Here is a 22,572-nt window from a genome sequence, read left to right on the forward strand (position 1 = left end):
TTTCATATACTGTGGGCATGACCGCCCAAGCGAAAACTCCGTTGTCCTTGTTGGTGGGGCTTTCCACGACGTTGCGGGAGCCCGTGCTGGAAGCGATGACCGACGCCACCACCGTGGCCGTGGTGATCGACCAGGACGACCTGCCCGGTCGGGGCGTGCTGTCCTGGCGGGTGGGGGACGCGTCGGGGCCGATCGACGCGGGCGAGTTCACGGTCGGGGACGACTGCGGCGCGTGCCAGCTGATCGAGTCGCTCGTACCGTTGCTGGAGACGCTGGTCGCGCGTGCGCACTGGGACCACATCGTGCTCGCGGCACCGCCGGCGATGGAGGCGCGGCCGCTGGTCACCGCCTTGACGTCGGTCCTGCCGGAGATCGTCGTCGACACGGTCACCTGCGTCGTCGACGCCGTACTGCTGGTTGAGCAACTGTCCGGCGACGAGCTCCTCGCCGAGCGCGGCCTGGCCCTCGGCCTGCCGGATCGGCGCAATGTCGCGGAGCTGACCGCACGCCAGATCGAGTACGCCGACGTGTGCGTGCTGGCCAACGCGCATCGCAGTACGGCGATCGAGCGGCTCGAGCACCTGCTCGTGCACCTGAACCCGCGGACGTCGGTGGTGACGGCCGACGTTGCCGGCGTACCGAATGGGCTGGTCGCGCGGACCGGGCGGTTCGACTTCGACGCGGCCGAGGCGTGGGCCGGCGAGCTTGCGTCATCGGATCGGGTGCAGCCGAGCGGCGACGGGGTGACGACGGTGCTGTGGCGGTCGACGCGGCCACTGCATCCCGCGCGGCTGAACGATGCGCTCGAAGACATCGTCGACGGGGTGGTCCGTAGCCGCGGCGTGGTCTGGCTGGCGAACCGCCCGACCCAGCGCGTGCGGTGGGAGTCCGCCGGGTACAGCGCCTCGCTCGGGATGCTCGGCGAATGGTCAGAGACCGAGCACCTGGCCGAGTGCACCGTCGTCGCGACCGGCATGGGCCTCGACCCGGCCCGCCTCCAATCGGTCCTCGACGCCTGCCTCCTCACCGAATCCGAACTAGCCAGCCCCGACTGGACCAACCTCGACGACCCCTTCGCCGGCGTCTTCTAACCCGACGCCCCACCACCCCACCCCACGCGCCACCCGCCCACCCCATCGGCTCCACCCGCCCACCCCATCCGCTCCACCCGCCCACCCCATCCGCCCGATCCGCTCGGGCCGCCCGCCCGATCCGGTCCGGCCGCCCGCCCCATCCGCGCCGGCCGCCCGCCCGCCCCGCGTCCTCAGCGACGCCCCCATTTGCCTGGTTGACCCACCAAATCGGGGGTTCCACACCCATTTCCACGGTGTGGAACCCCCAATTTCGCTGGCAGACCAGGCAAATTCGTGGGTCAGCCAGGCAAATGGGGCGGGGGCTAACCGAGCAGGGGGAGGCAGGTGGCGTGCGGGCCGAGCATTTCGCTGGCAGACCAGGCAAATTCGTGGGTCAGCCAGGCAAATGGGGCGGGGGCTAACCGAGCAGGGGGAGGCGGGTGGCGTGCGGGCCGAGCATCGCTAGGTCGTCCTCGTCGAGGGGTAGGCGGCCGGTTGCTTTCAGGATGTACGTCGTGGTGTCCCAGGCGATCACGTCCCAGGCGTCCGGGCCGAACAGCCCGTCCAGCGTGCGCGCGGTGACCTGTAGTCCTTCGGGATCGGGTTCCGGCGCGTCCGGCAGCCCAACGATCAGGTCGAGGTGATGGACCGTTGCCTCAAGCACCAAGGTGGCCACGAAGTCACCCGCCCGCAGAACGTGACCCTGCGTCTCGACCCGGTGCCCCTTGGTCGCCAGCCCGGCCGCAGCCGCCCGGACCGCCGCCTCGGACACCTCGCGCCAGTGCTGCACGAGCAGACCGGGCCTGCGGTACGCCGCCGCGACGCTCCGCACGAAACTCGTGTCGCCGTCGGGCTGCGGCGGGAAGTCGTGCCAGTACGTGACGAAGTCCCGGTCCGGTTCGACCACGGCCGGGCTGGCGAACGCGATCAGTGCGCGCTGAGCGTCGTACAGCAGATGCACGAGCAGTGGGCCGACGGGCATGCCGGCGCACCGGGTCTCGCGCTGGAAGTCCGCGTCGCTGAGCCCCTGCACCGTTTCGGTCAGCCGCGCGTAGGTCCGCCCCAGCGTCGCCGCCAAGCCCAACGGCAACGCGCCGCGCTCGGGTACCTTCATCCCGGCCCTCCTCGGTGTCCTCTGAAGAACGTAACCCGAGAAAGCGCCGAGGTGTTCCGGACGCACGCCACTCACCAACCGCCGCCGAAGGCCGGGCTCGGCCGACGGCTGAGCGCGAGCCGCCCGGAGCCGGCGCGGTTGGTGAGTGGCGGAGGTCCGCCCTACGAGCGAGCTGTGTCGAGGTGGGCCGCGGCGATCGCCTCGAGGTGGCTGAGGTCAGAGGCGACGGTGGCGAACGTGTAGCCCTGGTCCAGCCGCTTCTTCGCCGACTCGCCGTCGAAGGTGTGGATGCCCGCGGCGATCCCGGCCTCCCGCGCGGTGCGCGCGATCAGCTCGACCGCCTCCTCGAACGGCCCCTCGACCTCCGGGTCACCCGGGAAGCGGGCGCCGAGCGCCAGGCTGAGGTCCGACGGGCCGACGTACACCCCGTCGAGACCGGGCGTCGCGCAGATCTCGGCGACGTTCTGCAGGCCGAGCGGGGTTTCGATCATCGCGAGTACGACGGTCGCGTCGTTGCTGTCCGCCGGCACCGGACCGATCCGCAGCGCGGCCCGCATCGGACCGAACGAGCGCACGCCCACCGGCGGATACTTCGCCGCCCGAACCGCCTTCGCCACGTCGTCCGCGCTGTCGATCAGCGGCACGATCACACCGGTCGCCCCGGCGTCCAACGCCCGCCCGATCGGCGTCGGATCGTTTGCCTCGACCCGCACCAGGCCGACCGTCGACCGCGGCCCGATCGCGGACCCGGCGTCGATCGCGAGCAGCCCGGTCATCAGCCCCTGGTACCCGATCAGCCCGTGCTGCGCATCGAGCACCACGTAGTCGTACCCGAGCCGGGCGATCCGCTCCGCGGCCGGCGGCACATCCAGCGTGATCCAGTACCCGACCAGCTTCTCCCGCGACCGGATCTTCTGCGAGAAATCGTTTGCATTCACCCCCGCAGACTATCCAGACCAGCCTCGGAAAATCGCTCGACCAACCATCAGTTGGACGAGACGATGCTGCAGATGCCATCCACGGAGCTCCTCCTGCACGAGCTGGTCGCCGAAGCCGGTCTCCCCGAGGTCACGTCGTACGAGGATCTGCACGGCCACGGCTTCGACCACCAGATCGTCCACGCGACACTCGCCGACTCGCGGGAGGTTGTGCTGCGGTCCCGGAAGAAGTCATGGCCGCTCCCGCTCGGGCGCGCTCGCTTCCTGACCGAGCACGATCTGCCGGCGCCGGCGCTGCTCGGTGGCAACGAGTTCGCGACGCTCTACGAGTACGTCCCCGGCGAGATGCTGTACAACCTGGTCGCCGAGGACCGGATGACCGACGCCTACTGGCGATCTGTCGGTGCGGCGTTTCGGCGGGTGCACGCCGTACGGTTCCCGAGCGGGCTGTCCGGACCGTTCGATGCCGGCCGCCTCGTCCTCGAGGCGATCGATCCTGTCCAGGACCTGCACGAGCGGATCGCCGCCGCCATACCGCGGCTCGAGGTCAATCTGCCGTTCGTGCTTCCGCACCTGCCTCGCCTGCACGCGATCATCGACGCGTACGCCGACTCGTCGCGCCCGGCTCCGACCGCACTCCTGCACGGAGACGTGTTCCCGACGAACATCATCGTCGGCCCGGACCGGACCACTCTCATCGACTGGGACTTCCCGCGCGTCGCAGATCCGGCTCAGGAGGTGTCGGCCCTCGACGAGTGGATGTACCTGGCCGGCGGCCGGTGCCTCGCGGACGCCTTCTTCGACGCCTACGGACCGCGACCTCCGAACACCGGCCTCTACCGCATCACCGGCGCGATCGGCTGGTTCGGTCGCGGCGTCTTCAACGGCTGGGAGATCGACTTCACCCTGGACGAGGCGCGAACGGAGCAGGTGACGGGCTGGCGGAACTCTCTGGTCGCGTATCTCACCGACCTCGGCGACCGGCTCGACGAGCTCTAGACCGGCGGTACGCCGTGCCGGCGGTGGGAGAACGTTCGGTCCTTGGACTGGGCTGCGGCGAGGCGGGCGATCAGGTCGGCGCGGAGGTTCTCCGGTTGGATGATCGCGTCGATGACCAGGTCGGCGGCGAGCCGGAGGATGTCGATGTCGGTCTCGTACTCCTCGCGCAGCTTGGACACGTACTCGACCCGCTCGCCCTCGTCGGCGATCTCCTGGATCTTGTTGTAGTAGACGGCGTTGATCGCCGCCTCCGGCCCCATCACCGCGATCTTCGCGGTCGGCAGCGCGACACACGCGTCCGGCGAGAACCCGGGTCCGCACATCGCGTACAGCCCGGCGCCGTACGCCTTCCGGACGATCACGGACACCGTCGGCACCGTCGCCTCGGACACCGCGGTGATCATCTTCGCGCCGTGCCGGATGATCCCGGCCCGCTCGACCTCGCTGCCGATCATGAAGCCCGGTACGTCGCACAGGTACACGAGCGGCACGTTGAACGCGTCGCACAGCCAGATGAACCGCGCCGCCTTGTCCGCCGAGTCGACGAACAGTACGCCGCCCTTCACCGCCGGCTGGTTCGCGACGACCCCGACCACCTGCCCGGCGAGCAGCCCGAACCCGACCACGAGCTCCGGTGCGTACGCCGGTTTGATCTCGAAGAACGTGTCCGCGTCGACGAGCGCGTCGATCACGTCGTGGATGTCGAACCCGACGCTCTCCTCGGCCGGCACCAGGTCCCGGGTGAAGTCCCGGCCGGCGTCCGAGGCGTCGTACGACGGTGGTCGCGAGCGCCACGAACCGGGCAGGTACGAGAAGTACTGCTTCGCGAGCTCGATCGCCTCGGTGTCGTCGGACGCGAGCAGGTCGCCGCAGCCGGAGACGCTGGTGTGCATCCGGGCGCCGCCCATCTCCTCCAGCGTGACCTTCTCACCGACGACCATCTCGGCCATCCGGGGCGAGCCCAGGTACATCGATGCGTTCCCGGCGACCATGATCACGATGTCGCAGAACGCCGGGATGTACGCACCGCCCGCCGCCGACGGCCCGAACAGGCAGCAGATCTGCGGGACCTTGCCGGACAGCGCGACCTGGTTGTGGAAGATCCGCCCCGCACCGCGGCGGCCGGGGAACAGCTGGACCTGGTCGGTGATCCGGGCGCCGGCGGAGTCGATCAGCCAGAAGATCGGCAGCTCGTCGCGGAGCGCGACCTCGGTCACCCGGACGATCTTCTCGACCGTCCGCGCGCCCCACGAACCGGCCTTCACGGTCGGGTCGTTGGCGACGATCAGCGCCGGCCGGCCGTCGACGAGAGCGCGACCGGTGACGACACCGTCGGCGGGCAGGCCCGCGTTCAGCGCGTTCGCCAGCTGCGCCTCCTCGACGAAGCTCCCCTCGTCGACGAGCAGTGCGATCCGGTCCCGGACGTACAGCTTGTTCTGGCTCTTGAGTTTCGCGGCCGCCTTCTCCGGCGGAGCGAGGGTCGCCTCGCGGGCGACCTTGACCTCTGTCCAGTGGTCGTGGGTCATACCTGCATCATTCCACCGGGAGCCCGAGGCCCCGGGCAATGAGCATCCGCTGCACTTCCGACGTACCCTCACCGATCTCGAGGATCTTGGCGTCGCGGTAGAAGCGGGTGACCGGGTACTCCTCCATGAAGCCGTAGCCGCCGAACACCTGAGTGGCGATCCGGGTCGCGGTCACCGCGGACTCGGTCGCGTACAGCTTCGCCACCGACGCGGCCTGCTTGAACTCGGCCACCGAAGCACCCGCGTCCTTCAGCGCCGCGGCCCGGTAAACCAGCAGCTCGGCCGCGTCGGCCATCACCTTCAGGTCGGAGATCTGGAAGGCGACGCCCTGCTTGCGGCCGATCGGAACGCCGAACGTCTTGCGCTCACCGGCGTACTGGACCGACATCTCCAGGCAGGCCTTGATGCACCCGAGCGCGACCGCCGCGATCGCAACGCGACCGTCGTCGAGGGTCGCGAGGAACTGGGCGAACCCCTTGCCGCGCTGACCGAGCAGGTTCGCGGCCGGCACCCGGACCCCGCTGAGCGACAACGGATGCGTGTCGCTCGCGTGCCAGCCCAGCTTGTCGTACGCCGCTTCCGCGACGAAGCCCGGCGTACCGCTCGGGACGATGATCGTGGAGATCTCCGGCTTGCCGTCCGCCCGCTCACCGGTCCGAGCGGTCACGGTCACGCACGAGGTGATGGTGGAGCCGGAGTTCGTGATGAACTGCTTCGAGCCGTCGATCACCCACTCGTCGCCGTCGAGCACCGCGCGGGTCCTGGTCGCGCCCGCGTCCGACCCTGACTCCGGCTCGGTCAGCCCGAAGCCGGCCAGCTTCTGGCCCGCCACCAGGTCCGGCAGCCAGCTGGCCTTCTGCTCGTCGGTGCCGTAGGTGAGGATCGGGTTGATCCCGAGCCCCACGGCCGCCTCGAGCGTGATGCCCATCGACTGGTCCACGCGGGAGATCTCCTCGATCGCCACGCACAGACTGGTGAAGTCACCGGCCGCACCGCCGTACTCCTCCGGCGCGGTCAGGCCGAACAGCCCGAGCCGGCCCATCTTCTGCACGACCTCCACCGGGAAGTAGTGCTTGCGGTCCCACTCGGCCGCGTGCGGCGCGATCTCCGCCTCGGCGAAGTCGCGGACACTGTGCCGGAACTCGCGGTGTTCCGCGGACAGCTCGAACATGAGGCGCTCCCTGTGCTTGACGCTTACGTAAACGTAAAGCAACCTGGGGTGCGTGCACAATACTCGGGTGCCCGCGCAGACCTGGTCGATCGCCGAACTGGCGGCCGAGTACGACGTCACGCTGCGAACGATCCGGTTCTACGAGGACCGCGGCCTGCTCACGCCCGAGCGCCGCGGCACCGCCCGGGTGTACCACCCCCGCGACAAGGTCCGCCTCGGCCTGATCCTGCGCGGCAAACGCCTCGGCTTCTCCCTCGACGAGATCGCCACCATCGTCGACATGTACGACGCCGAGCCCGGTGAGGAGGGTCAGCTCGTCTACCTCCTCGACCAGATCACCCACCGCCGCGCCGACCTCGAACAACGCCGCCGCGACATCGACGAAACCCTCCGCGAACTCGCCGAGGTCGAAGCCCGCTGCCGGGCCGACCTCGAGACTCTGCGCCCCCGGTAGATCCCCGACCCGAGCCGTAGGCCTACGGCGAGGCCGGGGCTACCTTGGACAACGGGGCCGCCGCAGCCGAGGCGGAGGGGAGAAGCGCGTGAGCGAGACCGGCATGACAGCGTCTTCATCGACAGGCACCGGGGAGCCGGCGTACTCGCTGGCCACGGACGAGGTCGTCGCCGCGGCCCGATCCGATGCCGTTGCGGGGCTTTCCGGGACGGAAGCGGCGAGCCGGCTCTCGTCGTACGGCGCGAACAAGATCGCCGGGGAGAAGCCGCCCTCGATCTGGTCCGTCGCGCTCGCGCAGCTCCGTGACCCGATGAACCTGATGCTGGTCGCCGTCGTGGTCGTGAGCCTGCTGATCGGGCAGGTGTCGACCGGGATCATCGTCGCGCTGCTCATCCTGCTGAACGTCGGGCTGGGCACCCGCCAGGAGTTGACGGCGCGGGCCAGCGTCGACGCCCTGGCCAAGATGCAGATACCGCAGGCCAGGGTGATCCGCGACGGCGAGCTGACCATGATCGCGGCCACCCAGGTGGTTCCGGGCGACCTCGTCGAGCTCGAGGCGGGTGACATCGTGCCCGCCGACGGACGCATCATCCGGTCCGCGACGCTCGAGGCGCAGGAGGCGGCGCTCACCGGGGAGAGCGCACCGATCGCCAAGGACGCCGGCACGTTGACCTCCGCCGACGTCGCGCTGGGCGACCAGACCAACATGCTGTTCCAGAACACCTCGGTGACCCGGGGCACCGGCACGATCCTCGTCACCGCAACCGGCATGCAGACGCAGATGGGCCAGATCGCGACGATGCTCACCTCGGTGAACCGCACCCGGTCACCGCTCCAGCGGGAGCTGGACTCGCTGACGAAGATCCTGGGGGTCATCGCCTGGGGGGCGGTCGCGATCATTGTGGTGGCCGGCCTGATCCGCGGGGTGCCGGGCGAGGACGTGTTGCTGCTCGGCATCACGATGGCCATCTCGGCGATCCCGACCGGCATGCCGGCGTTCGTCTCCGGCCTGCTCTCGCTCGGCGCGAAGCAACTGGCCGAGGCGAAGGCCGTGGTCAAGAACCTCACCGACGTCGAGACTCTCGGCGCCACCAGCGCGATCAACACCGACAAGACCGGCACCCTGACGCTGAACCAGATGATGGTCTCGACGCTGTACGCGAGTGGAACGTGGTTCACCGTCGACGGCGAGGGCTATCGCAAGAGCGGCGCGATCCGTTCGGTGGCCGGCGTCCCCGTCCCGGACTTCACCCGCCTCGGCCTCGGACTGGCTCTCGACAGCGACGCAGTGGTCGCTGACGACGGATCGGTCATCGGCGACCCGACCGAGGCGGCGCTGGTGGTCCTGGCCGCGAAGCTCGGCATCGACGCGGAGCAGACGCGGCAGGCCTACCCCCGGCTGGCCGAGGTTCCGTTCGACTCCGAGTACAAGTTCATGGCGACGTTCCACCGGGTGACCGTCGACGGCGCCGAGCACATCATCGAACTCGTCAAGGGAGCACCCGACGTGGTCGTCGCGCGCTGCAGCCAGGCGGGCGGGCCGCTCAGCGGCTCGCAGATGCCGATCGCGGAGTCGCGGGCCGGCATCGACGACGCCAACCTCCGGATGGGACAGAAAGGCCTGCGCGTCCTCGCGTTCGCTGCCCGCCTGGTCGCCGACGACGAACTGGCCACGATGACCGGAGATCCGATGTCGTTGACCAAGGGCCTGTCGTTCGTCGGGATGGCGGGAATCATCGACCCCCTGCGCACGGAGGCCAAGGACGCGGTCGCGACGGCACTCACGGCCGGCATCGACGTCCGGATGATCACCGGTGACCACGCGGTCACCGCGCAGGCGATCGGCGGGGACCTGGGTCTCGGACCGGGAGCGGTCAGCGGCACGGAGTTGAAGGCGCTCAGCGACGAGGAGCTGAAGCAGCGGCTACCCCAACTGCACGTGTTCGGACGGGTGACGCCCCAGGACAAGCTGCGGCTCGCCCGGGCCATGCAGGAGGTGGGCCTGATCGTCGCGATGACCGGTGACGCCGTCAACGACGCGGCTGCCCTCAAGCAGGCCGATATCGGGGTGGCGATGGGGAGCGGGAGCGAGGTGACCAAGCAGGCCGCGCGGATGGTGCTCACCGACGACAACTTCGGCACGCTCGTGCACGCCGTGGAGATCGGCCGGCGCGTCTACGACAAGGTCGTGTCGTACGTCCGGTACCAGATGACCCAGTTGCTGTCGCTGATCTTCCTCTTCCTCGCCGCGTCGGTGTTCAACGTCAACCAGGGGGTGGCGATGACGCCCTCCATGGTGCTGTTCCTGCTGCTCTTCGCCACCGCGATCGGCGTCGTCGTCATCGCTGTCGATCCCGGTGACCCCGATGTCATGCACCGTCCACCGCGTGACCCCGGCCTCCCGATCACCAACCGGGGTGCCGTGATCCTGTGGATCGTCTATGCGCTCGTGCTGTTCCTGAGCGCGCTGGCGCCGCTGATCGCGGGGCCGGACGAGCCGAAGCCCACGCAAGCCAGCGTGTCGATGACGATGACGTTCGTGGTGATGGGTCTGGGGACCGCGTTCAACGCGCTGGTCAACCGGCGCGACCCGACCAGCGGCTTGACCCCACCGATTGTGAAGGCGCTGGCGATCGCCGGGATCACCGTGGTCATGGTCTTCCTGGCGACGCAGCTCCCGACGCTCCAGAGCGGCCTGCTCACCACGCGGCTCAGTCCGCGCCAGTGGCTCGTCTGCGCCGGCCTGGCGGCGATCCTGCCGATCGTGGTCGAGGTGGGCAAGGTGATCAGGAGGCGCCGGCATCCGCGACCGGTGACACTGAGCCCGGAGTACGCCGTCGCGCCGGCCCGAGCCCGGAGCCGGTCCGAGGCGTAGCGCCGGGATCAACGGTCTCGACCGGCCTCATCCGGGCAGGGTGATGCCGAACCGCACCCGCAGGCCTTCGAATAGTGGTCGAACGATCCCGTGAACTGCAGCCGGCTCCATCCGGTAAGGGGGCAGCGGATGACATCTCGCGAGCGACGGATCGCCGACTTCATCGAGGCGTTCCGGGTCGAGCCAGGTTCGAAGATCAGGCTGTCCAGGGACTTCGATCCGGCCTTCCGGGGCACGATCCATTCCAAGAAGGAGGGCCGCCGGCTGCTGGCCGAGGGGATCGACCTGCTGGCGGAGTATCAGACCCGGCTGTACGCGCAGCACACCCACGGTGTCCTGGTGGTGCTCCAGGCGCTCGACGCCGCCGGAAAGGACGGCACCATCCGGCACGTGATGACCGGGGTCAATCCCCAGGGTGTGTCGGTGCACAGCTTCAAGGTCCCCTCCAGCAAGGAACTGGAGCACGACTACCTGTGGCGCTACGGGCTGCAGTTGCCCGGTCGCGGTGAGATCGGCATCTTCAACCGCTCGCACTACGAGGAGGTGCTCGTGGTCCGTGTGCACCCGGAGCTCCTCGAGCGGCAGCGTCTGCCCCGGAGCGCCCGCGGCAAGGGGATCTGGAGACACCGCTTCCACGAGATCAACGAGTGGGAGCGAACGCTCAGCCGCAACGGCATCAAGATCGTGAAGCTCTTCCTGAACCTGTCCAAGGAGGAGCAGCGGACCCGCTTCCTGCGGCGGATCGACCTCCCCGACCACAACTGGAAGTTCTCCGCGGCCGACGTCCGCGAGCGGGAGTACTGGAGCGACTACCAGCGGGCGTTCTCGAAGGTGCTGTCCCGGACGAGCACCGAATGGGCGCCGTGGTACGTGATTCCGGCCGACCGCAAGTGGTACGCCCGGATCGCGGCGGGCGCGGTGATCGCCAACGCGTTGATGGAGATCGATCCACGCTTCCCCACGATCGACAGCGACGCGCGGAAAGCGCTGCTGGAGGTCAAGAACGCCCTCGAGGCACAGGCGCCCAAAGGGGCGGCGGCCGATCCGTTCGAAGCAGGGTAGGCCGCGACCGCGATGGCTGCGCCCAGCGACCGCGCCGATGTCAGACCGCCTTGGTGGCGGGAGTACGCGCCTGGCGTGGAGCTGGCCAGGTCGTATCAGCGGGGGTGGTTGCCGAAGGACGTCGTCGCCGGTCTCGTCCTGTCGGCTCTGCTGGTGCCCCAGGGGATGGCGTATGCCCAGCTGGCCGGGCTGCCGCCGGTGACCGGTCTCTACACCTCGATCCTGTGCCTGCTCGGCTACGCGGTCTTCGGGCCGTCCAAAGTGCTGGTGCTCGGTCCGGACTCGTCCCTGGGCCCGATGATCGCGGCAACGATCGCCCCACTAGCGCTCGCCAACGGTGACCCCGCTCGCGCCATCGCGCTCGCCTCGATGCTGGCGGTGATGGTCGGCGTGGTGATGACGGTCGCCGGGCTGGCCCGGTTCGGGTTCGTCGCGGACCTGCTGTCGAAGCCGACCCAGCTCGGCTACATGAACGGGCTCGCGCTGACCATCGTGGTCGGCCAACTGGCCAAGCTGTTCGGGTTCTCGGTCGATGCCGACGGGCTGCTGGCCGAGTTCGGCGCGGTGGTGTCGGGGCTCGCGGACGGGAAGGCCAACCTGACGGCCGCGCTTCTCGGGGTGGGTTCGCTGGCCGGCATCCTGCTGCTGAACCGGTTCCTGCCCAAGCTGCCGAGCGTCCTCATCATCGTGGTGCTGGCCTCCGTCCTGGTCGGTGGGTTCGACCTGACGTCCCACGACGTCGACACGGTCGGCGTGCTCCCGCAGGGCTTCCCGCCCTTCACGATCCCGGACGTCGCCTGGGACGACCTGCCGCCGCTGTTCGTCGGGGCGCTCGCCATCGCCGTCGTCGCGCTCGCCGACACGATGTCGACGGCGTCGGCGTTCGCCGCTCGCCGGGGCGACCGGGTGCGCGGGAACCAGGAGATGATCGGCATCGGTGCGGCCAACATCGCAGCCGGGTTCTTCCAGGGATTTCCGGTCAGCACCAGCGGGTCCCGCACCGCCGTCGCCGAGCAGGCCGGCTCCAAGTCCCAGGTGACCGGCGTCGTCGGCGCCGCGACGATCACCGTGGTGCTGGTCTTCGCGACCGGCCTGATGCAGTACGTTCCGCAGCCGACCCTGGGCGCGATCGTCATCGCCGCCGCGCTGTCGCTGGCCGACCTCGCCGGGACGCGCAGGCTGTGGCGGCAGCGGCGGACGGAGTTCTGGCTGTCCATCAGCGCACTGCTCGGCGTGGCCCTCCTCGGTGTGCTGCCCGGCATTCTCATCGCCGTGGGCCTGTCCATCCTGAACGTCTTCCGCCGGGCCTGGTGGCCGCACCAGGCCGAGCTCGGCCGGGTGGCGGGGGTCGCGGGCCTGCACGACACCGAGAGCTACCCCGACGCCGATCTGCTACCCGGTCTGGTCGTCTACCGTTTCGACGCACCGCTGATCTTCGCGAACGCGCGGATGTTCGGCGAGAAGGTGCGGGAGCTCGCCGAGGACGACCCGGAGCTGCGGTGGATCATCGTCGCCGCCGAGCCCATCACCGACGTCGACACGACCGCCTCCGACATGCTGCACGACCTGGACGCCTGGCTCAACGAGCGCGGCATCTCGCTGGTCTTCGCGGAGATGAAGGATCCGGTGCGCGCGAAGATCGAGCGGTACGAGCTCACCCGCACGATCGATCCGCGACACTTCCTCCCCACGCTGGACGACGCCGTCGCGGAGTACGTGCGGCAGACGGGCGCAACCTGGCGTGGGCCGGAACAGCGGGCGTGACTGTCGATCTGTGCCGGGCCGGTTCGTGGAGAGAACTGCCTAGACGGCGACAGCGGCCGGGTGCAGGGCGGCCTGGTAGCGACGGAGGGCGAGGGCGGCGAGGCGGGGGTCGGCGCCGAGGGGTGGGCTGACCGGGCGTGGGCCGGCCAGGCGGCGGACCCGGTCGGCGAAGAAGCCGGGCGCCAGCAGGTACGTCGCGACCGCGACGCGACCGGGGGTCCGGGCGAGGACGGGGCCGAGGCGTTCGCCGGCGCCGGAGACGTGACCGACCTCGACCGGGCGATCGATCCGGGCGGACAGCAGAGCGGCGGTGCCGGCGCAGTCCTGGAGCGCCCGGGGGTCCGAGGATCCGGCGGCGGCCAGGACGACCCGGTCGACCCGGCCGAGATCGCCGAGGCGGTCAGCGAGAATCTCCGCGAGGACCGGATCGGGACCGAGGGCATCGGCGGCGTGGACCCGGCCCGGGTAGCGATCCGCCTCGGCGGCCACGTCGACGTACACGTGGTAGCCGCCGGACAGCAGGAGCGGCACCACCACAGCCCGGTTGCTGGCGGCAACAACTCGGCGCACGAGTCCGGGCAGCGCGGGAAGGTCGACGTCGACGAAGCCGAGCGAGACGGGTACGTCGGGACGCAGCCGGGCGATCATCCGGACCAGCTCGTGGACCGCGCGGATACCCCGCGGATCCGCCGTCCCGTGTGCCGCGGCGACCAGGTCAGCACTCATGACGCGACCCCCGCGGGCTCGACCGCCAGACGGTAGCCGCGGCGGACGACGGTGCGGACGAGCTCGGGCCGGCCGACCGCAGTACGCAAGCGGTTGACCGTCACCTCCACGGCGTGCACGTCCTCCGCACCAGGCAGCACAGCCAGCAGCTCAGGACGCGACACCACATCTCCCCCGGCCGCGACCAGCGCCGCCAGGACAGCCCGCGGCCCGGGACCCAGCGGCAGTACGACGCCGTCCAGCACTGCCGCGCCGCCGCGGATCACCAACTGGCCGAACGACGTCTCGATCGACCGCGCGTTGTCGTCGGTGAGTCGATCGGTCACGATCCGGATCAGCGCGCCCAACCGGTACCGGTCCGGCACCAACGGGTCCAGTCCCAACGCCCCGAAGGGCCCCGCGGTGACCGGACCGACGCAGGCGTTCAGCACCCGCCCGGTCCGCAACGCCGATGTCAGGTCGTCGTACTGCCCGTTCAACGCCGCTGCATCGAGCATCGCCTGCGCACCCGGCGCCGACGTGTGGACGACGGCGTCGACGGTCCCCGCGCACACCTGCGAGATCATCCGCTCCACTACAGCCGGATCAGGCGCCGGCCCCCACCGGTACACCTCCAGCCCACGCACCGACCCGCCGGCCGAACGCAACGCCTCCTGCAACGCGGGATCAGACAAACCGTGCAGCTGTACGACGATCTTCCGCCCGACGACGCCCTGCGTGCGCAGCCATTCGACCACTTCGGCCGTCGTCTCCGACCGCGCCGACCAGTGCTCGACCAGCCCGGCCGCGCGGATCGCGCCGCGCGCCTTCGGACCGCGGGCGAGGATCCGCGACTGCTCCAACGTGCCCAGCAGGTCCGCGGCGAGACCGGCGGTGTCGGCCGCCTCGATCCAGCCGCGGAACCCCACCGCTGTGGTGACCACGACGTCGTCCGGCGGGTTCGCGATCACCCGCCGGGTCGCCTCGATCAGCGCGTGGTCGTCGGCGACCGGCACGATCTGCAGCGTCGGCGCGTGCAGCACCTTCGCACCGCGCCGTTCGAACGACGCGATCAGGTCCTCCGCACGCCGATGCGCCGTGATGGCGATCGTGCAGCCGCTGAGCGGCCCCGGCCTAGTAGTCACCTGGACCCACCACGACCTGTCCGTCGACGACCTCGACCGGGTAGACCGGCAGCGACACCTCGGGATCGTCCAAGCATGCCCCGGTCCGCAGATCGAAGACCTGCTTGAACATCGGCGACGCCACCGTCGGTACGTCGCCGCGGCTGCCGACGATGCCCCGCGACATCACGTTCGCCCCGCTGAACGGATCCTGGTTGCCGATGGCAAACACCTCGTCGTCGTGCGTCCTGAACAACGCGATCTGCACGTCCCCGAGCAAGGCGGCGACCCCACGCTCCGGCAGGAGCGCCTCAAAAGCACAGACCACCGTCTGCCCGACAGTCGTCATAGTCATCGACGTACCTCCAATCGGGGGCCGGCCAAGAGCACCGGCTCCAGCTGCCCGCGTTCGGCCGAGGTGGCCGGGCGCGGCTGGTTGCGCTCGACCACGTACCGCAGGTCGGCGTCGGGCTGGTCCGGCGCGTTCACGAACGACACGAACCGGGACAGCTTGCCGGGATCGTTCAGCGTCGCCTGCCACTCGTCGACGTACGAGTCGACGTGCTTGGCCATCGCCGCGTCCAGGTCGGCGCCGATCCCGAGGCTGTCCTCGAGTACGACGTCCCGCACGTGGTCGAGGCCGCCCTCGAGCTCGCGCATCCAGACCGCCGTCCGCTGCAGGCGGTCGCCGGTGCGGATGTAGTACATGAGGAACCGGTCGATCGCCTGGAACAGCTCCTCGTCGGTCAGGTCCGAGGCGAGCAGCTCGGCGTGCCGCGGCGTCATACCACCGTTGCCGCCGACGTACAGGTTCCAGCCCTTCTCGGTCGCGATCACGCCGACGTCCTTGCCACGCGCCTCCGCGCACTCCCGCGCACAGCCGGAGACACCGAGCTTGAGCTTGTGCGGCGACCGCAACCCGCGGTACCGCAGCTCCAGCGCGATCGCCATCCCGACCGAGTCCTGTACGCCGTACCGGCACCAGGTCGACCCGACGCACGACTTCACGGTCCGCAGCGCCTTGCCGTACGCATGTCCCGACTCGAAGCCCGCGTCCACCAGCCGCTTCCAGATCGCCGGCAGCTGCTCGATCCGCGCCCCGAACAGGTCGACCCGTTGGCCGCCGGTGATCTTCGTGTAGAGCCCGAAGTCGCGCGCCACCTCGCCGATCGTGATCAGTCCCTCCGGCGTGATCTCACCGCCGGGGATCCGCGGTACGACGGAGTACGTGCCGTCCTTCTGCATGTTGGCCATGACGTGGTCGTTGGTGTCCTGCAGCGTCGCGCGCTCGCCCTCGAGCACGTGACCGGCCGGGTCCAGACTCGCCAGGATGGACGCGACCACCGGCTTGCAGATGTCGCACCCGCGACCGCTGCCGTGCCGCTCGACGATCTCGCTGAACGTCCGCAGCTCGGTGATCCGGACGACGTCGAACAGCTCGGCCCTCGACAGCGCGAAGTGTTCGCACAGTGCCTTGCTGACCTCGACGCCGGCCTTGGTGAGCTCGGTGTTCAGGAGGTTCTTGACGATCGGCAGACACGAGCCGCACGACGTACCTGCCTTCGTCTTCCCGCACACGGACTTGATGTCGCTGCAGCCCTCGTCGCGGACGGCGCAGCGGATCGTCCCCGCGGACACGTTGTTGCACGAGCACACCGGGGCGTCGTCGGGCAGCTCGAGCTGCACCGGACCGGCGCCCTCGGGCAGCAGGAAGGCAGCCGGGTCCGCGCCGAGCTCCCGGCCGACCATCGGCCGCAGTCCGGAGTACGCCGACGCGTCGCCGACCAGGATGCCGCCGAGCAGGGTCCGGGCGTCGTCGGACAGCACGAGCTTCTTGTAGACACCGGCCACCGGGTCGGCGTACACGATGTCCAGCGCGCCCTCGGTGGCGCCGAATGCGTCACCGAAGCTCGCGACGTCGACGCCGAGCAGCTTCAGCTTCGTCGACGTGTCCGCACCCGGGAACGTCGCTTCACCGCCGAGCAACCGGTCGGCGACAATCTCGGCCATCGTGTAGCCGGGGGCGATCAGGCCCCACACGCGCCCTTCGATACAAGCCACTTCGCCAATCGCCCAGACACCAGGAACGGACGTACGGCAGGCTTCGTCGACCACGACACCGCCGCGCTCGCCGATCTGCAGACCGGCTTCGCGACCGAGTTCGTCGCGCGGCCGGACACCGGCCGCGAAGACCACCACGTCGGCCGGCAGGTCGGGGCCGTCGGCAACGCCCATCGCGCGGGCGGCACCTTGCGAGGTGAGCTTGACGCGCTGACACGCTGTCCCGGTCAGTACGTCGACATCCAGGCCCTCGATCAGCCGGGCCAGCGCGGAACCGCCGCCCTCGTCGACCTGCAGCGGCATCAGCCGCGGCGCGAACTCGACGACCTTGGTGCCGGCGCCGAGCGCCCGCAGCGCGCCGGCCGCTTCCAGCCCGAGCAGACCACCGCCGACGACGACGCCGTTGACGTCCTTGCCTTCGCTCCTCAGGCGTTCGACGTACACGCGCAGCGCGGCGACGTCATCGATGGTCCGGTAGACGAAGCAGCCTTGTGCGTCGTTGTTCTTCACCGGCGGTACGAAGGCCGCGGAGCCGGTCGCCAGGACGAGTTCGTCGTACCCGACCTGCTCGCCACGTGCTGTGGTGACAGTTTTCGCCGTGGTGTCGATCGATGTGATCTGCACACCCTTGCGCAGGTTGACCGCCGGGTCGTCCCAGAGCTCCGGGTCGCCGAGCGACAGGTCGTGCGGGTCGCGGCCGGAGAAGTAGCTGGTCAGCGCGACCCGGTCGTACGGCAGCCGCGGCTCCTCGCCGAAGACCGTGATCCGGTAGCCGACCTCCGTGTCGCGCTGCCGCAGCGCCTCGACCAGGCGGTGCGCGACCATACCCCCACCGACCACCACCACGTGCTTGGCCTTGTTCAGCTCTGCCATCGTCGCCCTCCTGCTCGGGACTGGTTCGGTCTCGCCGCGCCGGAAGCGGTCGAGCAGTTCGCCGACGGCGCCGGTGCAGCTTCCGCACCCGGTCGTCGCCCGCGTCGTGGCGGCGATGCCGGCGACACTGTCGGCACCCCCACGCCAGGCCGCTTCGATCGCGACCCTGGTGACGCCGTTACACCTGCACACGGTCGCCACCTTCTTGTTCTGTGCTGCGGGTACGTCGGGCTCGGTGAGCAGCCCGTCCGCGACCACCGGCGTACCCCGGTCCGCCAGCAGCACCAGCTCCGCGGCGACCTCCGGAGCGCCTACCGCCACCGCCGACCGGACTACGCCGTCCCGCAGGACGGCCCGCACGTACCGCGTCTCGTCCTCGAGCCGAACCACTGCCCCGTCTTCGTCCTTGTCGCCAAGGACAAGCAGGTCGAGGCCGCCGGCCGTCACGCGCACGACCTCGTAGTCGGGCAGCTGCGCGGTCTCGTTCGTCAGGTGCTTCGCCAGCGCCTCGGCCTGCGTCCATGCAGAGTCGACCGTGCCGGTGACGCGCCCGTCGATCTCGGCGCAGTCGCCGATCGCATGGACCCGAGGGTCGTCCGGGCTCGTCAGCGTGCTGTCCACGACGATTCCGTCGCGCACCGTCAGGCCGGTTGCCAGATCGGTGCGGGCCCGGACACCACAGGCGACGACCAGGAGATCGCCGAACACCTGGCGGCCGTTCCGCAGCCTGAGGGCGCGGAAACGGCCGTTCTTTGTTTCCGTTCCGTCCAGTTCCGTGTTGAGGAGGACCTCGACACCGAGCCGCCGGACCGCGCGCGTCACGCGACGTCCGGCCGATGCGCGGATCGTCTTGTCCAGCAGGGTTTCACCGTCGTGCACCAACGTGACCGCGACTCCGCGTTCACGCAGCGCACAAGCCGTCTCGACCCCGAGCACTCCGCCGCCGAGGACAACTGCACGCCTGGCCGCGTCTGTTGCCGCGACCACCGCCCGCGCGTCGTCCGCGGACCTCAGCAGCTGCCCAGCCTCGATGCCCGCCGGAACCACCGGCACCGCGCCGGTCGCGAACACCAACCGGTCGTACGCGTACTCGCGGCCCCCGTCGTCGGTAACAACGCGGCGTACCCGATCCACCGCCACCACGCGCGCGACCGGCTCGTTGCCGACAGCAACCTCCGCGCGGCCCGCGACGTACTCGGTCAGGCGGCCCCGGTTGTACGACGGCTCGTCGCCCAGGACCGTCACGTCGTACGACGGCAACAGGTCGGCCAGCCGCCGGCCGGCCATTCCACCGCCGATGATCACTACTCTCATGCCGGAACTCCCGTCGCTGGGAGGGCAGCGGCGGTGACTTCGACGGCACACGCCTTGAACTCGGGCATCCGCGACACAGGGTCGAGGGCGTCGTTGGTCAGCTCGTTGACCGCCTCGGCCCCACCGAAGTGGAACGGCACGAAAACGGTGTCCGGCCGGACGTCGGCCGTCACCCGGGCCGGCAGCACCATCGACCCGCGCGCGGTCCGCAACCGCAGCGGACGCCCGTCGCCGATCCCCAGCTGCGCGGCGACCCGCGGATGAATCTCGGCGTACACCTCAGGCTCGGCCTCGGCCAGCTCCGGCACCCGCCGCGTCTGCGCACCGCTCTGGTAGTGCTGCAGCAACCGCCCCGTCACCAGATAGAGCGGTGCCTCGGTGCTGAGATCGTCCGCGACCGGCCGGTGGTCGACCGGTACGACGTGTGCCCGCCCGTCCACCGTCGGAAATCCGTCGGAAAACAGCCGCGGCGTCCCCGGATGCCCGTCGTGCGGCACCGGCCAGAACAACGCCTCGTCCGCGTCCAAGCGCTCCCAGGTGATCCCCGAGTAGTCGGCCTTTCCGCCGGCACTCGCTCGCCGCAGCTCCTCGAACACCTCGGCCGGATCAGTCGAAAACCCTGGTACGTCGAGCCTTTCGGCAATCCCCGCGAACACCGCGAGATCGCTCCGCACCTCACCCGGCGGAGCCACCGCCGCGCGCCGCCGCAGTACCCGGCCTTCGAGGGACGTCATCGTCCCGTCCTCCTCGGCCCACTGCGTGACCGGAAAGACCACGTCCGCCAGGAGTGCGGTTTCCGACGGTACGACGTCCGCGACGACCAGTAGATCGAGAGACGCCAGCCGCTCCCGTACCGACGACAGATGCGGCGCCGACACGAGCAGGTTGCTCCCGTGCACCAGCAGCGCCTTCGGACCATCTGTCGTACCGAGGGAGTTGATCAGCTCGACCGCGCTCTTCCCAGGACCCGGCAACTCGTCCGGGTCCACACCCCAGACACCAGCGACATATGCACGCGCCGCCGGGTCCGAGATGCTCCGGTAGCCAGGCAGCTGATCCGCCTTCTGCCCGTGCTCGCGGCCGCCTTGCCCGTTTCCCTGACCGGTGATGCAGCCATACCCGCTGCCCAGCCGGCCCGGGAGGCCAAGCGCCAACGCGAGGTTGATGCAGGCAGTCACCGTGTCGGTGCCCTTGCTGTGCTGCTCGGCCCCGCGTCCCGTCAGGATGAACGCCCCGGCGCCACCATGCACCGGAGCAGCCGCCGCCAGGACCCGCGCGGCCCGCCGGATCGTCGCGGCCGGAACACCCGTCACCCGCTCGGCCCGCTCCGGCCACCAGGACGCCGTCGTACGGACGAGTGCATCCGGATCGTCGGTCCGCTCCTGCAGGTACGCCGTGTCCGCCAGTCCTTCCTGCAACACCACGTGGGTCAGCGACAGCACCAATGCGAGATCGGTGCCAGGCGTCGCCTGCAGGTGAATTCCAGCGTTTTCCTCAGTCAGTCCAGCAGTCGCGGAGCGACGCGGGTCGACGACCAGAAGTCCACCCGTGTCGCGTGCGCCCTGCAGATGCGCGACGGCCGGCGGCATCGTCTCCGCGATGTTGCTGCCGACCAGCAGTACTGCTCCGGCACCACCCAGATCGGCCAGCGGAAACGGCAATCCGCGGTCGAGTCCGAACGCTCGGTTGGTCGCCGCAGCCGCGGACGACATACAGAACCGGCCGTTGTAGTCCACGTTCGCCGTCTTCAGCGCCACGCGGGCGAACTTGCCCAGCGCGTACGCCTTCTCGTTCGTCAGTCCGCCGCCACCGAACACGGCGATCGCGTCCCGCCCGTGAGCGGCCTGCAACGCCTTGATCCGGTCGGAAACGAAATCCAGCGCTGCATCCCAACTCGTCTCCACCAGCTCGCCCGCGGCATTGCGGACCAGCGGCATGGTGAGCCGGTCCGGCACCGTGAGTACCTCGGGAGCCGTCCAGCCCTTACGACACAAACCACCTCTATTAGTGGGAAAGTCGCGCGGCCGCACCTCCACCGCACCCGGCCGAGCGACCGGGTGCAGCGTGGTGGCGCACTGCAGAGCGCAGTACGGACAATGAGTCGAGACTCCCCTCACACGCGCTCCCGGGTGAGCGGGCCACCCTTGCGCAGGTAGCAGAAGTACGTCACCGCGAGACAGACCACGTAGAACCCGCAGAACACGTACAGCGCCGGGATCAGCGAGCCGAAGTTGCTCGTCGACATCGCGAATCCACGCGGGACCAGGAAACCGCCGTACGCGCCGACCGCGGAGGCGATCCCGATACAGGCCGCCGCCTCACGCCGGGCCCGGCCCGGGTCGTCCGGCGTGGTGAGCCGGAACACCGCCGGAATCATCCGGTACGTCGATCCGTTCGCGATTCCGCTGGCCACGAACAGCACCAGGAAACTGCTCAGGAACGCCGGGAAACTTTCCGACTTGAGCGAGACCACCGCGGAAAGGATTCCGAGACCCATCACCACGAACGAGCAGACCGTCACCCAGGCGCCGCCGACCTTGTCGGACAGCTTGCCGCCGAACGGCCGCGCGACCGACCCGACCAGGGCGCCGAGGAACGCGAAGTGCGCCGGCGTGATGTCCGGGAAGGTGGTCTTGATCAGCAGCGGGAACGCCGCCCCGAAGCCGATGAACGACCCGAACGTACCGATGTAGAGGAACGAGATCACCCAGGTGTGCGGGCGCTTCGCCGCGGCGATCGACGTACGGAACGACGAGTTCGCCACCGAGAGGTTGGCCATCGCCTTCCAGGCCCAGAACGCGGCCAGCACGATCAGCGGCAGCCACATCAGACCGGCCCGGTTCAGCGTCAGACCGGCACCCGCGACGATCACGATCGGCACCAGCAGCTGCACCACCGCGACCCCGAGGTTTCCGCCGGCCGCGTTCACACCGAGCGCGAAACCCTTCTCCTTCTCCGGGTAGAAGAACGAGATGTTCGTCATACTGCTGGCGAAGTTGCCGCCGCCGACACCCGCGGTCGCCGCGACCAGCGCCATCACCCAGAACTGCGTGTCCGGCTGGGTCATGAAGTACGACAGCCCGGCGGTCGGGATCAGCAGCAGCAACGCCGAGAAGATCGTCCAGTTCCGCCCGCCGAACCGTGGTACGGCGAACGTGTACGGCAACCGCAGTGTCGCGCCGACCAGGCTCGGCAGAGCGACCAGCCAGAACAACTGGTCGGTGCTGTAGGTGAAGCCCGCCCTCGGCATCGACACGACGACGATGCTCCACAGCTGCCACACCGAGAAGCCGAGGAACTCGGCGAAGATCGAGGGCCACAGGTTCCGCCGTGCCAGCGCCCGGCCCTTGTCGCCCCAGAACGCGGCGTCCTCGGGATCCCAGACGTCGATCCAGCGCCCGCGCCGCGGCGCCTCGACCGTGCCCACCGCCCCGCTGCCATCTCCCTGGCCGCGCGTGGCGACGGCCGCTTGTCGTGCATCGAGCGTCATCGCAAGTCTCCGATCATCCGACCTCACTG

At 69.7% G+C, this 22,572-nt stretch carries 16 protein-coding genes; 6 read left to right on the forward strand and 10 right to left on the reverse strand.

Going from position 1 to position 22,572, the window contains the following annotated elements:
• Window positions 1–17: 17 nt before the first annotated feature.
• On the forward strand, window positions 18–1,091 hold the full coding sequence (locus tag E0H45_RS31700) for a CobW family GTP-binding protein (protein ID WP_131344274.1): 1,074 nt from the start codon (window positions 18–20) through the stop codon (window positions 1,089–1,091).
• 400 nt (window positions 1,092–1,491) lie between these two features.
• Here E0H45_RS31700 and E0H45_RS31705 read toward each other — a convergent pair whose 3' ends face one another.
• Window positions 1,492–2,187, reverse strand: coding sequence for a maleylpyruvate isomerase N-terminal domain-containing protein (locus tag E0H45_RS31705; RefSeq protein WP_131344276.1), 696 nt, complete (start codon window positions 2,185–2,187; stop codon window positions 1,492–1,494).
• A 161-nt stretch (window positions 2,188–2,348) separates the two neighbouring features.
• Window positions 2,349–3,125: an HpcH/HpaI aldolase family protein gene (locus tag E0H45_RS31710; protein WP_131344277.1), complete on the reverse strand. Its 777-nt coding sequence runs from the start codon at window positions 3,123–3,125 to the stop codon at window positions 2,349–2,351.
• 72 nt (window positions 3,126–3,197) lie between these two features.
• Here E0H45_RS31710 and E0H45_RS31715 point away from each other — a divergent pair, with 72 nt between their 5' ends.
• Window positions 3,198–4,124 carry an aminoglycoside phosphotransferase family protein gene (locus E0H45_RS31715; protein WP_131344279.1) on the forward strand — a complete coding sequence of 309 codons (927 nt, stop codon included), beginning with the start codon at window positions 3,198–3,200 and terminating at the stop codon, window positions 4,122–4,124.
• On the opposite strand, the gene E0H45_RS31720 is transcribed toward E0H45_RS31715, so the two are convergent.
• Both E0H45_RS31720 and E0H45_RS31725 read right to left on the reverse strand, forming a co-directional pair.
• Window positions 4,121–5,650, reverse strand: a complete 1,530-nt coding sequence (locus tag E0H45_RS31720) for an acyl-CoA carboxylase subunit beta (RefSeq protein ID WP_131344281.1) — start codon at window positions 5,648–5,650, stop codon at window positions 4,121–4,123. The genes E0H45_RS31715 and E0H45_RS31720 overlap by 4 nt on opposite strands.
• A 7-nt stretch (window positions 5,651–5,657) precedes the next feature.
• The gene (locus tag E0H45_RS31725; RefSeq protein ID WP_131344283.1) at window positions 5,658–6,821 is read right to left on the reverse strand and encodes an acyl-CoA dehydrogenase family protein; all 1,164 of its coding nucleotides are present in this window, start codon (window positions 6,819–6,821) and stop codon (window positions 5,658–5,660) included.
• Between the two features lie 67 nt (window positions 6,822–6,888).
• Between E0H45_RS31725 and E0H45_RS31730 the strand changes: the two genes are divergently transcribed.
• From E0H45_RS31730 to E0H45_RS31745, 4 genes are all read left to right on the forward strand, one after another.
• Window positions 6,889–7,275: a MerR family transcriptional regulator gene (locus tag E0H45_RS31730; RefSeq protein WP_238155444.1), complete on the forward strand. Its 387-nt coding sequence runs from the start codon at window positions 6,889–6,891 to the stop codon at window positions 7,273–7,275.
• A gap of 103 nt (window positions 7,276–7,378) precedes the next feature.
• The gene (locus E0H45_RS31735; RefSeq protein WP_131344287.1) at window positions 7,379–10,150 is read left to right on the forward strand and encodes a cation-translocating P-type ATPase; all 2,772 of its coding nucleotides are present in this window, start codon (window positions 7,379–7,381) and stop codon (window positions 10,148–10,150) included.
• A gap of 129 nt (window positions 10,151–10,279) precedes the next feature.
• A complete protein-coding gene (locus E0H45_RS31740; protein ID WP_131344289.1) occupies window positions 10,280–11,212 on the forward strand; it encodes a polyphosphate kinase 2 family protein in 933 nt (310 codons plus the stop codon).
• A 75-nt stretch (window positions 11,213–11,287) separates the two neighbouring features.
• Window positions 11,288–12,976 carry a SulP family inorganic anion transporter gene (locus E0H45_RS31745; RefSeq protein WP_238155445.1) on the forward strand — a complete coding sequence of 563 codons (1,689 nt, stop codon included), beginning with the start codon at window positions 11,288–11,290 and terminating at the stop codon, window positions 12,974–12,976.
• A 39-nt stretch (window positions 12,977–13,015) separates the two neighbouring features.
• Here E0H45_RS31745 and E0H45_RS31750 read toward each other — a convergent pair whose 3' ends face one another.
• The 6 genes from E0H45_RS31750 to E0H45_RS31775 are packed head-to-tail and all read right to left on the reverse strand — an operon-like array spanning window position 13,016 to window position 22,543.
• Complete coding sequence (locus E0H45_RS31750) at window positions 13,016–13,702, reverse strand: sirohydrochlorin chelatase (protein ID WP_131344293.1); 687 nt, start codon at window positions 13,700–13,702, stop codon at window positions 13,016–13,018.
• Window positions 13,699–14,826 (reverse strand): uroporphyrinogen-III synthase, encoded by a 1,128-nt coding sequence (locus E0H45_RS31755; protein ID WP_131344295.1) that lies wholly within the window; start codon window positions 14,824–14,826, stop codon window positions 13,699–13,701. Before E0H45_RS31755 ends, E0H45_RS31750 begins: the two co-directional genes overlap by 4 nt.
• Complete coding sequence (nirD, locus tag E0H45_RS31760; RefSeq protein WP_131344297.1) at window positions 14,816–15,160, reverse strand: nitrite reductase small subunit NirD; 345 nt, start codon at window positions 15,158–15,160, stop codon at window positions 14,816–14,818. Before nirD ends, E0H45_RS31755 begins: the two co-directional genes overlap by 11 nt.
• Window positions 15,157–19,053: a nitrite reductase large subunit NirB gene (gene nirB, locus E0H45_RS31765; RefSeq protein WP_131344299.1), complete on the reverse strand. Its 3,897-nt coding sequence runs from the start codon at window positions 19,051–19,053 to the stop codon at window positions 15,157–15,159. The genes nirD and nirB overlap by 4 nt, the downstream gene beginning before the upstream one ends.
• Window positions 19,050–21,170, reverse strand: a complete 2,121-nt coding sequence (locus tag E0H45_RS31770) for a molybdopterin oxidoreductase family protein (RefSeq protein ID WP_131344301.1) — start codon at window positions 21,168–21,170, stop codon at window positions 19,050–19,052. The genes nirB and E0H45_RS31770 overlap by 4 nt, the downstream gene beginning before the upstream one ends.
• A complete protein-coding gene (locus E0H45_RS31775) occupies window positions 21,167–22,543 on the reverse strand; it encodes an MFS transporter (RefSeq protein WP_131344303.1) in 1,377 nt (458 codons plus the stop codon). The genes E0H45_RS31770 and E0H45_RS31775 overlap by 4 nt, the downstream gene beginning before the upstream one ends.
• Window positions 22,544–22,572 lie beyond the last annotated feature (29 nt).

Origin of the sequence: Kribbella soli, assembly GCF_004331345.1 — a bacterium.
In the GTDB taxonomy this organism is placed as follows: domain Bacteria; phylum Actinomycetota; class Actinomycetes; order Propionibacteriales; family Kribbellaceae; genus Kribbella; species Kribbella soli.

Excerpts from the sequence above, each read along its gene's own strand:
- E0H45_RS31735 (WP_131344287.1), top strand. The coding sequence starts at position 7,379 with ATGACAGCGTCTTCATCGACAGGCACCGGGGAGCCGGCGTACTCGCTG.
- nirD (WP_131344297.1), bottom strand. The coding sequence starts at position 15,160 with ATGACTATGACGACTGTCGGGCAGACGGTGGTCTGTGCTTTTGAGGCG.
- E0H45_RS31705 (WP_131344276.1), bottom strand. The coding sequence starts at position 2,187 with ATGAAGGTACCCGAGCGCGGCGCGTTGCCGTTGGGCTTGGCGGCGACG.
- E0H45_RS31720 (WP_131344281.1), bottom strand. The coding sequence starts at position 5,650 with ATGACCCACGACCACTGGACAGAGGTCAAGGTCGCCCGCGAGGCGACC.
- E0H45_RS31725 (WP_131344283.1), bottom strand. The coding sequence starts at position 6,821 with ATGTTCGAGCTGTCCGCGGAACACCGCGAGTTCCGGCACAGTGTCCGC.
- E0H45_RS31715 (WP_131344279.1), top strand. The coding sequence starts at position 3,198 with ATGCCATCCACGGAGCTCCTCCTGCACGAGCTGGTCGCCGAAGCCGGT.
- E0H45_RS31740 (WP_131344289.1), top strand. The coding sequence starts at position 10,280 with ATGACATCTCGCGAGCGACGGATCGCCGACTTCATCGAGGCGTTCCGG.
- E0H45_RS31750 (WP_131344293.1), bottom strand. The coding sequence starts at position 13,702 with ATGAGTGCTGACCTGGTCGCCGCGGCACACGGGACGGCGGATCCGCGG.
- E0H45_RS31775 (WP_131344303.1), bottom strand. The coding sequence starts at position 22,543 with ATGACGCTCGATGCACGACAAGCGGCCGTCGCCACGCGCGGCCAGGGA.
- nirB (WP_131344299.1), bottom strand. The coding sequence starts at position 19,053 with ATGAGAGTAGTGATCATCGGCGGTGGAATGGCCGGCCGGCGGCTGGCC.
- E0H45_RS31700 (WP_131344274.1), top strand. The coding sequence starts at position 18 with ATGACCGCCCAAGCGAAAACTCCGTTGTCCTTGTTGGTGGGGCTTTCC.